The organism is Paraburkholderia fungorum, from assembly GCF_046027605.1.
GTDB lineage: Bacteria > Pseudomonadota > Gammaproteobacteria > Burkholderiales > Burkholderiaceae > Paraburkholderia > Paraburkholderia fungorum_F.
In genome coordinates, this window is record NZ_JAQQEF010000028.1 from 26,701 (window position 1) to 38,803 (window position 12,103).

Annotated in this window: 13 protein-coding genes; 12 read left to right on the forward strand and 1 reads right to left on the reverse strand. The window is 61.7% G+C overall.

From position 1 onward, the window contains the following. The first annotated feature begins 6 nt into the window (after positions 1 to 6). The 6 genes from coxB (at position 7) to PQR53_RS31925 (ending at position 5,454) form a co-directional block, all read left to right on the forward strand. The gene (gene coxB / locus PQR53_RS31900) at positions 7 to 1,653 is read left to right on the forward strand and encodes a cytochrome c oxidase subunit II (RefSeq protein WP_408463222.1); all 1,647 of its coding nucleotides are present in this window, start codon (positions 7 to 9) and stop codon (positions 1,651 to 1,653) included. A 44-nt stretch (positions 1,654 to 1,697) separates the two neighbouring features. Further along, a complete protein-coding gene (ctaD, locus tag PQR53_RS31905; protein ID WP_179735838.1) occupies positions 1,698 to 3,311 on the forward strand; it encodes a cytochrome c oxidase subunit I in 1,614 nt (537 codons plus the stop codon). A gap of 117 nt (positions 3,312 to 3,428) precedes the next feature. Continuing rightward, positions 3,429 to 3,563, forward strand: coding sequence for a cytochrome oxidase small assembly protein (locus tag PQR53_RS31910; RefSeq protein WP_211607278.1), 135 nt, complete (start codon positions 3,429 to 3,431; stop codon positions 3,561 to 3,563). Positions 3,564 to 3,605: 42 nt separating this feature from the next. Continuing rightward, positions 3,606 to 4,220, forward strand: a complete 615-nt coding sequence (locus PQR53_RS31915) for a cytochrome c oxidase assembly protein (RefSeq protein WP_408463225.1) — start codon at positions 3,606 to 3,608, stop codon at positions 4,218 to 4,220. 34 nt (positions 4,221 to 4,254) lie between these two features. Beyond that, complete coding sequence (locus PQR53_RS31920; RefSeq protein WP_408463228.1) at positions 4,255 to 4,464, forward strand: DUF2970 domain-containing protein; 210 nt, start codon at positions 4,255 to 4,257, stop codon at positions 4,462 to 4,464. A gap of 132 nt (positions 4,465 to 4,596) precedes the next feature. Continuing rightward, complete coding sequence (locus PQR53_RS31925) at positions 4,597 to 5,454, forward strand: cytochrome c oxidase subunit 3 (protein WP_408463230.1); 858 nt, start codon at positions 4,597 to 4,599, stop codon at positions 5,452 to 5,454. Positions 5,455 to 5,629: 175 nt separating this feature from the next. On the opposite strand, the gene PQR53_RS31930 is transcribed toward PQR53_RS31925, so the two are convergent. Continuing rightward, the gene (locus tag PQR53_RS31930) at positions 5,630 to 5,839 is read right to left on the reverse strand and encodes a twin transmembrane helix small protein (protein WP_007179452.1); all 210 of its coding nucleotides are present in this window, start codon (positions 5,837 to 5,839) and stop codon (positions 5,630 to 5,632) included. A 114-nt stretch (positions 5,840 to 5,953) separates the two neighbouring features. Here PQR53_RS31930 and PQR53_RS31935 point away from each other — a divergent pair, with 114 nt between their 5' ends. From PQR53_RS31935 to PQR53_RS31960, 6 genes are all read left to right on the forward strand, one after another. After that, complete coding sequence (locus PQR53_RS31935) at positions 5,954 to 6,670, forward strand: SURF1 family protein (RefSeq protein WP_408463233.1); 717 nt, start codon at positions 5,954 to 5,956, stop codon at positions 6,668 to 6,670. 73 nt (positions 6,671 to 6,743) lie between these two features. Further along, the gene (locus PQR53_RS31940; RefSeq protein ID WP_408463236.1) at positions 6,744 to 7,406 is read left to right on the forward strand and encodes an SCO family protein; all 663 of its coding nucleotides are present in this window, start codon (positions 6,744 to 6,746) and stop codon (positions 7,404 to 7,406) included. A gap of 22 nt (positions 7,407 to 7,428) precedes the next feature. Beyond that, complete coding sequence (locus PQR53_RS31945; protein ID WP_408463239.1) at positions 7,429 to 8,538, forward strand: COX15/CtaA family protein; 1,110 nt, start codon at positions 7,429 to 7,431, stop codon at positions 8,536 to 8,538. Positions 8,539 to 8,544: 6 nt separating this feature from the next. Beyond that, positions 8,545 to 9,450 (forward strand): heme o synthase, encoded by a 906-nt coding sequence (cyoE, locus tag PQR53_RS31950; protein ID WP_408463242.1) that lies wholly within the window; start codon positions 8,545 to 8,547, stop codon positions 9,448 to 9,450. 5 nt (positions 9,451 to 9,455) lie between these two features. Then, positions 9,456 to 10,085 (forward strand): SCO family protein, encoded by a 630-nt coding sequence (locus PQR53_RS31955; RefSeq protein ID WP_408463245.1) that lies wholly within the window; start codon positions 9,456 to 9,458, stop codon positions 10,083 to 10,085. Between the two features lie 345 nt (positions 10,086 to 10,430). Then, entirely contained in the window at positions 10,431 to 12,008 is a 1,578-nt protein-coding gene (locus tag PQR53_RS31960) for a methyl-accepting chemotaxis protein (RefSeq protein ID WP_408463248.1), read from the forward strand. Positions 12,009 to 12,103: the final 95 nt, after the last annotated feature.

The window sequence follows — 12,103 nt, forward strand, 5'->3', positions numbered from 1 at the left end:
GTTTGAATGGAAATTTTGGGTAAGGAAGCTATGAAAACAATCAAGCGAGCCCTCATGGGCGTGCTGGCGATGAGCGGACTGCTTTTCGCCGGTGCGGCCCTGGCAGTGGGCGATGTTCCGGGCGGCCCTGCCGTCAACGAGATCAATCTCCAGCCGCCTGCGACAAAAATCGCTGAGGAGCTTTTCAGCCTCCACATGTTCATGCTGGTTCTTTGCCTGGTGATCTTCGTCGGCGTGTTCGGTGTGATGTTCTATTCGATCTTTGCGCACCGCAAATCGAAAGGTCACAAGGCTTCGAATTTCCACGAAAGCACCACCGTCGAAATCATCTGGACGATCGTGCCGTTCGTCATCGTCGTGCTGATGGCGCTCCCCGCCACCAAGACCGTCGTCGCGATGAAGGACACCACTAACGCCGACCTCACCATCAAGGTCACCGGCTACCAGTGGAAGTGGGGCTACGACTACGTAAAGGGTCCGGGCGAAGGCATCAACTTCCTGTCCACGCTGGCCACGCCGCGTGCGGAAACCGATGGCCGTCAGCCGATTTCCACCACGTATCTGCAAGAGGTCGACAATCCGCTGGTCGTCCCGGTCGACAAGAAAATCCGCATCATCACCACGGCGAACGACGTGGTTCACTCCTGGTACGTGCCGGCTTTCGGCGTGAAGCAGGATGCGATTCCGGGTTTCGTACGCGACACGTGGTTCAAGGCTGACAAGATCGGCACGTTCCGCGGCTTCTGTACCGAACTGTGCGGCAAGGAACACGCGTTCATGCCGGTGGTGGTCGAAGTGCTGTCGGCAGACGACTACGCGAAGTGGGTCGATACGCAGAAGAAGAAAATGGCCGCGGGCCAGGACGATCCGAACAAGACCTACACAATGGCCGAGTTGATGGAACGCGGCGGCAAGGTGTACGCGTCGAACTGCGCGGTTTGCCACCAGCCGACCGGCAAGGGCGCGGGCGCATTCCCGGCGCTCGACGGCAGCAAGATCGCCAATGGTCCGATCGCGGAGCACGTGAGTCTGGTGCTGAAGGGCAAGAACGCAATGCCTTCGTGGGCGCCCACGCTGAACGACGTCGAAATCGCTTCGGTCATCACGTACGAACGTAACTCGTGGGGCAACCACACCGGCGACATTCTCCAGCCGAAGCAAATACTGGATGCGCGTAACGGCAAGCTGCCGGAAGGCGGCAATCATCTGGCCGACGCGGGCACGGCGGCAAGCGGCGCGCAAGGGGCTTCGGGCGCGGCGGCAGCTTCGGGCGCAACCGCAGCCTCTGGCGCGCAAGCAGATGCGGCCGGTTCGGACAGCGCGGCAGCATCGCAAGCGGCACTGCCGGCAAGCATCTACTTCGACACCGGCAAGAGCACGCTGCCGGCCGACGCAAAAGCAGCGGTCGACGCGGCCGCGGCCTACGCGAAAGCACATCCGGACGCCAGGTTCACGCTGTCGGGCTTCACCGACGCCACCGGTTCTGCCGAAGTCAACGCGAAGCTCGCGAAGACCCGCGCGGAAGCCGTGCGCGACGCGCTGAAAGCAGCCGGCATTGCCGAAGACCATATTATTTTGAAGAAGCCGGAAACGATCACGGGCGGCAGCGACGCGAAAGAAGCCCGGCGTGTTCAGATCAGCCCGGCTGCCTGACGTGTTCATGGTCAGCACCGCAGTATTCGCTTTAGGAGATTGTCATGTCTAGCATCGGACACGATGTAGTCGCAGGCCACGAGCACGTGCACGGGGACCATGCCCACGAAACGCCGCATGGCTGGCGTCGTTGGCTGTTCGCAACCAATCACAAGGACATCGGTACGCTGTACCTGATCTTCTCGTTCACCATGTTCCTCTCCGGGGGCGTGATGGCGCTGATGATCCGTGCCGAACTGTTCGAGCCGGGTCTGCAGATCATGCGCCCCGAGTTCTTCAACCAGTTGACCACCATGCACGGCCTGATCATGGTGTTCGGCGCGATCATGCCGGCCTTCGTCGGCTTCGCGAACTGGATGGTGCCGCTGCAGATCGGCGCATCGGACATGGCTTTCGCGCGGATGAACAACTTCAGCTTCTGGCTGCTGCCGGTGGCCGCGGTGTTGCTGGTCGGTTCGTTCTTCGCACCGGGCGGCGCGACCGCCGCGGGCTGGACGCTGTACGCACCCTTGTCGACGCAGATGGGCCCGGGCATGGACTTCGCGATTTTCGCGATTCACTTGATGGGTGCTTCGTCGATCATGGGCGGGATCAACATCGTTGTGACGATCCTGAACATGCGCGCACCCGGCCTTACGCTGATGAAGATGCCGATGTTCGTCTGGACGTGGCTGATCACCGCGTACCTGCTGATCGCCGTGATGCCGGTTCTGGCTGGCGCGATCACGATGGTGCTGTTCGATCGCCACTTCGGCACGTCGTTCTTCAACGCGGCAGGCGGCGGCGACCCGGTGATGTACCAGCATATTTTCTGGTTCTTCGGGCACCCCGAGGTGTACATCATGATCTTGCCGGCGTTCGGGATCGTGTCGCAGGTGATCCCGGCGTTCTCGCGCAAGCCGCTGTTCGGCTATAGCTCGATGGTCTACGCAACGTCGTCGATCGCGATTCTGTCGTTCATGGTCTGGGCGCACCACATGTTCGCGACCGGCATGCCGGTGACGGGCCAGCTGTTCTTCATGTACGCGACGATGCTGATCGCCGTGCCGACGGGCGTGAAGGTCTTCAACTGGGTTGCCACGATGTGGCGCGGTTCGCTGACCTTCGAAACGCCGATGCTGTTCGCGGTCGGCTTCCTGCTGGTGTTCACGTTCGGCGGTCTGTCGGGCCTGATGCTCGCCATGGCGCCGCTCGACATCCAGTATCACGGTACCTATTTTGTGGTGGCTCACTTCCACTACGTGCTGGTGGCAGGATCGCTCTTCGCGCTGTTCTCCGGGTGGTACTACTGGGCGCCGAAGTGGACCGGCTGGATGTACAACGAAACGCGCGGCAAGATCCACTTCTGGGCGTCGATGTTCTTCTTCAACCTCGCGTTCCTGCCGATGCACTTCGTCGGTCTCGCAGGCATGCCGCGTCGTTATGCTGATTACCCGGCACAGTTCACTGACTGGAACCAGGTTATTTCCATCGGTGCTTTCGGCTTCGGTCTGGCACAGGTCTACTTCCTGTTCGCGGTTGCACTGCCGGCGTACCGCGGCGGCGGCGAACTCGAAAAGGCTGGCGACAAGCCGTGGGACGGCGCAACGGGCCTCGAATGGACCGTGCCGAGCCCAGCCCCGTTCCACACGTTCGAAAATCCGCCGACCGTCGAGTAATCGGCAGTCGGTGAGGTTGCCGGTTCTGGCGGCGGCGCCTCAATCGCCACTAGAACCGGGCAGCCACGCGAGCCGTGGCAGCACCCGTGGTCACGAAAAGTATTCAGAAAGCCGAGCATGACGCGCAATCCTCAAGAAAGACGTACGCCCGAGCAGGTTCGCGCGGGCAACCGGCGGATCGGTATTGTGATGTTTGTCATCGCCGCGGCCTTTTTTGCGAGCGTCATCATTCATCAGAAGTGGTTTACCTGACGCGGTAGTTCGAGTCTGTGTGCAGGATTGTTGAGGATTGAGATGTCGACGCAACCGCCGGCTCAAGCCGACCGCTCTTTTAACCGTTCGATGCTGATCAAGCTGTTCATCGTCGCGTTGATGATGTTCGGGTTTGGCTTTGCACTGATACCGATGTACCGCGCAATCTGCGAGGTCACCGGCATCAACAATCTCGTGCAGCGTGATGCCACGGTGCGTGAGGCGAAGAATACGCAGGTCGACATGAGCCGCACGATTTCGATCGAATTCGATGCGAACGCGCGCGGCCCGCTGGGTTTCAAGCCGGAGCAGCGCAGTCTCGACGTGCATCCGGGCGAAGTGACGACAGTGATGTACGAGGTCAGCAACGAACAGGCGCGCACGATTCAGGCGCAAGCGATTCCGAGCTACGCGCCGAAGCAGGCAACCGAGTACTTCAAGAAGATCGAATGTTTTTGCTTTACGCAGCAGACTTTGACGGCGAACCAGACGAAGCGGCTGCCGGTGGTGTTCGTGGTTGACCCGAAGTTGCCGAAGGATGTGAAAACGATCACGTTGTCGTACACGTTCTTCGAGTTGAATACGCCGGCAGCGGCGACGGCCGGGAGCGCTGCACCCACGGCCAACACGGCGGAAACCAGCGCCAATCCCGCCTGACGGCGTTTGCCGCAGGCGAAGGACAACGAAAAAGATGAGCGATAACGGCGGCAGTCCGCGTAAGAGCAGTTTTGGCCAGTCGATGAAAGCGGTGTTCTGGTCGTTCTTCGGGGTCCGTAAGCGTCGTGATCTGGAAGCGGACGCTGTGCAGTTGAACCCGCTGCATGTGATTGCGGCGGCGTTGATCAGCGCGGCAATTTTCATCGGCGTGCTGATCCTGATTGTGCACGCGGTGGTGGGCTGAGACGCTTAGACCGTTGCGTAGTACAGGGCGAAGCAGAGCCCACGAATTAGAGTGAAGCGGTGCGGTATCGACGCGCCGCCGAAGATACAGCCGGAGATTCCGGAACAACTGGACTGAAGTGGAGAATCAAGAATGAGCGGTCAAAACGAGAGCCCGTACTATTTCGTACCGCATCCGTCGCGGCATCCGATCAGCGCCGCTACCGGGTTGCTGGTCATGCTCGGATCGCTTGCGGCCTGGATCAACGATCATGAACTGGCGCCGATCGGTGTCGTCGTCGGGTTGCTGTGGCTGCTCTATACGCTTTGGCACTGGTTCGGCGACGCGATCGCCGAGTCGGAAGGCGGCATGTACGGCAAGAATGTCGACAAGTCGTACCGCTGGAGCATGAGCTGGTTCATCTTCTCCGAAGTGATGTTCTTTGGTGCCTTCTTTGGCGCGCTGTTCTATGCACGCGAAATCGCGTTGCATCAACTCGGCAGTCTCGACTACAAACTGATCTGGCCGGATTTCTCGGCGGTGTGGCCGAACAACGGTCCGGCGGCGCTGGTCTCGACCTTCAAGTCGATGCAACCCTGGCCGGTGCCGACGATCAACACGGCGTTGTTGCTGTCCTCGGGCGCTACGTTGACGGTCTCGCACCATGCACTGCGTGAGGATCATCGCAGGAAGGCGATCATCTGGCTGGCGGCTACGCTGGTGCTCGGCGTCTGCTTCCTGTTCCTGCAAGGCTTCGAGTATTTCCACGCGTACAACGAACTGAACCTGACGCTGTCCTCGGGTGTGTACGGTTCGACGTTCTTCCTGCTGACGGGCTTCCACGGTTTCCACGTGTTCCTCGGCGGCACGATGCTGGCTGTGGTGCTGGTGCGGATGATCCGTGGCCACTTCACCGCGGAGCATCACTTTGCATTCGAAGGCGCTGCCTGGTATTGGCACTTTGTGGACGTGGTGTGGCTGGGGCTGTACATCGTCGTGTACTGGCTGTAACGCAGTCTGGCCTGCGCCCACCGGTTTCCGGAATGTGTGCAGGCCGTTCGCGCATCGCCTGTGACAGGCGCGGCGCACGAGCAGTACGCAGGTTATGCAGCGCCGCCCTCGACCCTGTCAGGGCGGCGTTTTGTTTGGCGAAGTGATCGCCGACGTGAAGTTTTTTCCGCCGAGCTCAACGCCCGTAAGGAATACCGGTCGACTGAATCCAGCCCATCCAGTGAGCGAACAGGATGAACAGGAACAGCGAGATCGACAGGCCCACCCGCGTGGCGAGCGACCAGACCATCCGCTTGGTTTTGCCCTTGTCATGCATCATGAAGTACAGCGCCGACACCATGCTGGCGATGATCAGGACGAAGGCGATGGGAACGAGAATGTGCATGGAACCAACTGAAACCAGAAAGCGCAGAGGCAAGGCCTTTATTATCGCACCGCGCGTCGGCGTCTGCCGTGGGTTCCAGGCGCCGTCGCAGGCGATGCGGACGGAGTGTGTTCGATGAAGTTCCGGCTCGTTCCCGCGCTGTTGATTCTGCTGGTAATTGCGGTGACCGTGCGGCTCGGTTTCTGGCAGCGCGACCGCGCCCATCAGAAGGAAGCGCTTGAAGCGCACATCACGCAATTCGAAGACGCGCCCGCGCAGCCCGTGAGCGCCGCGCCGGTCGAACTGAAGGACATCGAGTTCCATCGTGTGAAGGCGCGCGGCAGTTTCGTCGCGGACAAGGTTGTCTATCTGGATAATCGCCCGTATAACGACCAGCCGGGCTTTTACGTCGTGATGCCTTTTAAACTGGCCGACGGCGGTTATGTGCTGGTCAATCGCGGCTGGCTGCCGCGCAACATAAACAATCGCGAGACGATCGCGCCCTACGCGACGCCGCAAGGCGAGATAGAAATCGAAGGCATCGCGCGTGCCGATGCCTCGCGAGCTTTTGAGTTGGGGCAGGGCGGATCGGCCGCGCATCAGAAGATTCGCCAGAATCTGGATACGGCGGCTTATGCCGCGGAAACCGGGTTGCCATTGCAATCGTTCGTGATCCAGCAATTGAGCGACGACGGCGACAAGCTGGTGCGCGACTGGCCGGCGCCGACAAGCGGTGTCGATACCAACTACGGCTACATGTTCCAGTGGTGGGGCATGGCGGCCGCGGCGCTTGCATTTGGTTTGTACGCCGCGCGCCGTGCCGCGAAGAAAGAGCACGCCCCGGGCGTGTAACGTATCGCCTGCGGTTTCTCGTACCCCCGAACAAGGGCCTCGAAGCCGCGCAATCATTGAAAGAGGTTCTGTAGTGTCGACGCAATCTCCCCGTTCGCCGCAAGCCGGCAAACCCGCAACGCCGAAAGTGATGCCTGGGCAACCCAATGGCCCGGGGTCGTGGCAGCGCGGCCGTTGGATGCTGCTGTTGCTGGCGGTCATCTGCGCCGCGCCGATCGTCGTGTCGTATTTCGTTTATTACGTGGTCAAGCCGACCGGCGGCAGCACGAGCTACGGCACGCTGGTTCAGCCGCAGCGGCCAATCCCCGAGTCACTCGTCGTCACGGGCGAAGACGGCAAGCCGCTCAAGCTCACGTCGCTGCGCGGGCGCTGGCTGCTGATCTCCGTCGACAACAGCGCGTGCGACAAAGCCTGCGTCACCAAGCTGTACTTCATGCGACAAATCCGCGCAGCGCAGGGCCCGGAACGCGAACGCGTCGTGGAAGTGTGGCTGCGCACCGATGCAGGCCAGGTGTCCGACGTGATACAAAAGGCCTACCCCGACACCAACATGCTGATTGCCGACCCGGCGCAGGTGTCCGCATGGCTGCCGACCGACACCGGTACTCAACTCACCGACCACATCTACATGGTCGATCCGAACGGCAATCTGATGATGCGTTTCCCGAAAGATCCCAATCCAAGCAAGATCAAGGGTGACGTGACCAAGCTGCTCAAATGGTCGAGCATCGGCTGATGTCGCAACAAGGGTAAGAAAGATGTTCGTACTGGAACTCGCCCTGATCGGCTTGTGTTTCGCGCTGTTGCCGTTGTCCTATGTATGGGTCAAGGCTGACGACAACAAATTCCGCAAGCTGGTGTGGCTCACCACTTTCCTGACGCTGGACCTGGTGATGTTCGGTGGCTTTACGCGTCTCACCGATTCCGGTCTCGGCTGCCCCGACTGGCCCGGTTGTTATGGCACGTCGTCGCCGTTCATCGCGCACGCCGCGATTACCGCCGCGCATCAATTGATGCCCACCGGCCCGGTCAGCATGACCAAAGCCTGGATCGAGATGATCCACCGTTACTTTGCGATGGCGATCGGCGTGCTGATCATCGCGCAGACCTTGATTGCGTGGACGGCTCGTATCAAGCGCCGCCCGCTGCATGTGTCGCCGTGGTGGCCGACTTCGCTGCTGCTGCTGATTCTTGTGCAGGGTGCGTTCGGCGCATGGACCGTGACCATGAAGCTGCAGCCGATCATCGTGACGACGCATTTGCTGCTCGGCCTTGCCTTGCTCGGCACGCTCGGCTGGCTGGCCGCGCGCCAAACGCCGCTGCCGGCTTATGAGCCCGAAGTTGCGCGCTGGCGTGCGGCGGCGATCGCCGGCCTCGTGCTGCTGGTCGTGCAGATCGCATTGGGCGGTTGGGTCAGCACAAATTACGCGGTGCTCGCCTGCACGGATTTCCCGACCTGCAACGGCCAATGGGTCCCGCCGATGGATTTTGCCCACGGCTTTCACCTGTGGCGCGCGCTCGGCATGACCGGCGACGGCGACATGATCACGCAAGACGCGCTGGTCGCAATCCACTGGACACACCGCACGTTCGCGATCGTGGTGGTCGCCTATCTGCTGTGGTTTGCGTTGAAACTGCGCCGTTTCGAGTCGCTGCGGCGGCCGGCCAACGGTGTGTTGCTGGTGGTGCTGATCCAGTTCATCACCGGTTTGTCGAACATCGTCCTGCAATGGCCGTTGCCCATTGCGGTCGCGCATAACGGGGGTGCCGCGATCCTGCTGCTTCTGCTCGTTATGTTAAACTTTCGGATCGCTTATAGCCGTCCCGGCCGCGCCGTGTTGCCTGCGCGCGATGCCGCGCCAGCGTGACCCCACATGGACAGCACAACTCTCTCCCAAACGCCCGGTAGCCGGGTCTCCCAGTACATCGCCCTGACGAAGCCGCGCGTCACGCAGCTCGCTGTGTTCTGCGCAGTCATCGGCATGTTTCTGTCGACGCCCGGCATGGTGCCGTGGACCGTCCTGATCGGCGGCACCGTCGGCATCTGGCTGCTGGCCGGTGCGGCGTTCGCCATCAATTGCCTGATGGAACAGAAGATCGACGCGAAGATGCGTCGCACCTCGTGGCGGCCGTCCGCGCGCGGCGAAATCACGACCCCGCAAATTCTGCTGTTTTCGGCGGTGCTCGGTGGCCTTGGCATGTGGACGCTCTACACGTTCGCCAATCCGCTGACCATGTGGCTCACGCTCGCCACGTTCGTCGGCTATGCGGTCATCTACACGCTGGTGCTCAAACCGGCCACGCCGCAGAACATCGTGATCGGCGGGGCGTCGGGCGCGATGCCGCCGGCGCTCGGCTGGGCCGCCGTCACCGGTCACGTGCCGGGCGACGCGTGGATTCTCGTGCTGATCATTTTCGTGTGGACGCCGCCGCATTTCTGGGCGCTCGCGCTGTATCGCCGGAAAGACTACGAAAACGCCGGTCTGCCGATGCTGCCGAATACGCACGGCGAAAAGTACACGCGCCTGCACATTCTGCTGTACACCGTGATCCTGTTCGCGGTCACGATGATGCCGTTCATCTCCGGCATGAGCGGCGTCGTGTACCTCGCGGCGGCTGTGTTGCTCGGCGCGGTGTTCCTCGCGTATGCGTGGAAGATCCATCGCGAATATTCCGACGACCTGGCGCGTAAGACCTTCCGTTACTCGATCGTTTATCTGTCGCTGCTGTTCGCCGCGCTGTTGATCGACCACTATGCGCGCGTCGTGATCGGCGCGTAACACCCATGCTTACACAACGCTTTGTGCGCACGGCGCGTGCCGCCGCGCGTGTCGCCGTGATTGCCTGCGCACTTGGTGGCGCATTGCTGGTGGCCGGCTGCGGCAAGCAGCCGCCTGCGTTCACGAACCTCGACATCACCGGCAACACGCAATTCGGGAGCGACTTCTCGCTGCCCGACACGTCCGGCAAGATTCGCACGATGGCGGATTACAAGGGCAAGGTGGTGGTCCTGTTCTTCGGCTACACGCACTGCCCGGACGTTTGCCCCACCACGATGGCCGAGCTCTCGCAAGCGCTCCAGCAACTCGGCCCGGAAGACGCGAAGCGTGTGCAGGTGCTGTTCGTCACCGTCGATCCCGACCGCGACACGCCGGCTTTGCTTGCGCAATACGTGCCGGCGTTCAACCCGACATTCGCCGGCTTGCGTCCGGCTGATCAGGCGCAACTCACCAAGATCACGAAAGACTTCCGCGTCTATTACGCAAAGGTGCCAGGCAAGACGCCCGATAGCTACACGATGGACCACACGGCGGCGAGCTATGTGTTCGACACAGACGGCAAGCTGCGTTTGTTCGCGCGCGATGGCCAGGGCGCCACGCCGTGGGTGCACGACTTCAAGCTGCTGCTCGATTGATGCATCAACATTGATGCACTGATCCAGGCGGGCGCGTCCATCTGCCGCGCGCCCCTATTCAATTTCCTTCCTGTATCCCTCAAGCCGCTATCGGAACATTCACCTCGTCACGCGCGAGCTTCTGTTCAGCGAACGACTTGTCGCTCACGCCAACGTCGGCACCTCTCTCCCCGGCCGTCGGTTCCTTACAAATTCCCTAAAGTCGACCGGCTGCCACGCCGATATATGTGAGGCAATCGTTTGCGCGTCAGATCCAACGCCCGGTCGCAATTCGCGACCGCATGGCGTCCGGCTCACCATTCAGACCGCAAACAGAACACGAATCACACGAAAGAGGCCACCACAATGAGCAGGATGAGTTTGAATCGAAAACTATGGCTGTCGCTCGCGCTCGTCTGGCTAGGGTTGCTTGGCGTCGGGCTGTGGAGCGCGGTCGAAACGCGCAGCACGATGCTGGCGGAGCGCAAGGCGGGCATGGCAAATCTCGTCGAGGCGGCGCAGGGCGTCGTGAACGGCTACTACACGCTCTCGCAGGGCGGCAAGATGAGCGAGGCCGACGCGCAGCGCGAAGCGCTCGCACGCCTGGCTACGATGCGCTACGGCGAATCCGGCTATCTGTTCGTGATGGACTCGAAGCCGGTCGTGCTGATGCATCCGACGCTGCCGCAAATGACCGGCAAGCCTGTCGGCGATTTCAAGGATCCGGACGGCAAGCTGCTGTATGTCGCTCTCGTCGACGCGGCCAAGGCTACCGGCCGGGGTTTCGCGCAATATCGCGGACGCCTGCCGCACAGCGAAACCGCGGTGCCGAAAATCAGCTACGTGGTGCGTTTCGCGCCGTGGGACTGGAACATCACGAGCGGCGTATTCATCAAGGACATCGACACGGTCTACTACGAAACGCTGCTTGGCCACCTGCTTGTCGTGCTGGTGATCGGCGCGATCATTTCGCTGGCGATGCTGCTGATCATCCGCAACGTGCGCGCGAGTCTCGGCGGCGAACCGGACCAGGCGGCGCGGCTTGCCGCGAGCATCGCGAAGGGTGATCTCACGCAGGTCGTCGAGCTTCGTGCGCACGACAAGAGCAGCATGATGGCGGCCATGCACGAGATGCAGAACCGTTTGCAGCGGACCATCGGCGAGATTCGCCACTCGGCGCAATCCATCGCCTCGGCGACGCAGCAGATCGCGGCCGGCAATGGCGATCTGTCACAACGCACCGAGCAGCAGGCGGCCTCGTTGCAGGAGACCGCGGCGAGCATGGAAGAGCTCACGGCGACGGTCAAGCAGAACGCGGACAATGCGCGTCAAGCGAGCGGCCTCGCGCACAACGCGTCGGAAATCGCGATGCGCGGCAACGACGTGGTGAGCCGCGTGATCGGCACGATGGGCGAGATCAATGACAGCTCGCGGCAGATCGCCGACATCATCGGTGTGATCGAAGGCATCGCGTTCCAGACCAATATTCTGGCGCTGAACGCAGCGGTCGAAGCCGCGCGCGCCGGCGAACAAGGCCGCGGCTTCGCGGTCGTCGCGGGCGAGGTGCGCAGTCTCGCGCAACGCTCGGCAACGGCGGCCAAGGAGATCAAGCAGTTGATCGGCGCGTCGGTGGAGCGCGTGTACAACGGTTCGACGCTGGTCCAGCAGGCTGGCACGACGATGAGCGAGATTCTGCAAGCGGTGCAGCGCGTGACTGACATCATGGGGGAGATCGCCGCAGCGTCCGAGGAGCAGAGCAGTGGTATTTCGCAGGTGGGCCGCGCGGTCACGCAGATGGACGAAGTGACGCAACAAAACGCGGCTCTGGTCGAACAGGCTGCCGCTGCGGCGGCTTCGTTGCAAGATCAGGCAGGGCGTTTGCGCGACACGGTGAGCGCGTTTCGCGTGAACGGCGCCGGCGCCGCGATGGCGGGGCCAAGGTGACCGCGTGCTGCGTTGTCTGCACGCGGTCCCGTCGCGCGCCGTTGCAGGAGCATAACCATATGCGATCGTGATATTTCCCATCTCGCCGGGCATAT

Coding starts and splice junctions, on each gene's coding strand:
- PQR53_RS31930 (WP_007179452.1), bottom strand. CDS start 5,839: ATGCACATTCTCGTTCCCATCGCCTTCGTCCTGATCATCGCCAGCATG.
- PQR53_RS31960 (WP_408463248.1), top strand. CDS start 10,431: ATGAGCAGGATGAGTTTGAATCGAAAACTATGGCTGTCGCTCGCGCTC.
- PQR53_RS31915 (WP_408463225.1), top strand. CDS start 3,606: ATGTCGACGCAACCGCCGGCTCAAGCCGACCGCTCTTTTAACCGTTCG.
- ctaD (WP_179735838.1), top strand. CDS start 1,698: ATGTCTAGCATCGGACACGATGTAGTCGCAGGCCACGAGCACGTGCAC.
- PQR53_RS31945 (WP_408463239.1), top strand. CDS start 7,429: ATGTTCGTACTGGAACTCGCCCTGATCGGCTTGTGTTTCGCGCTGTTG.
- coxB (WP_408463222.1), top strand. CDS start 7: ATGGAAATTTTGGGTAAGGAAGCTATGAAAACAATCAAGCGAGCCCTC.
- cyoE (WP_408463242.1), top strand. CDS start 8,545: ATGGACAGCACAACTCTCTCCCAAACGCCCGGTAGCCGGGTCTCCCAG.
- PQR53_RS31920 (WP_408463228.1), top strand. CDS start 4,255: ATGAGCGATAACGGCGGCAGTCCGCGTAAGAGCAGTTTTGGCCAGTCG.
- PQR53_RS31935 (WP_408463233.1), top strand. CDS start 5,954: ATGAAGTTCCGGCTCGTTCCCGCGCTGTTGATTCTGCTGGTAATTGCG.
- PQR53_RS31955 (WP_408463245.1), top strand. CDS start 9,456: ATGCTTACACAACGCTTTGTGCGCACGGCGCGTGCCGCCGCGCGTGTC.
- PQR53_RS31910 (WP_211607278.1), top strand. CDS start 3,429: ATGACGCGCAATCCTCAAGAAAGACGTACGCCCGAGCAGGTTCGCGCG.
- PQR53_RS31925 (WP_408463230.1), top strand. CDS start 4,597: ATGAGCGGTCAAAACGAGAGCCCGTACTATTTCGTACCGCATCCGTCG.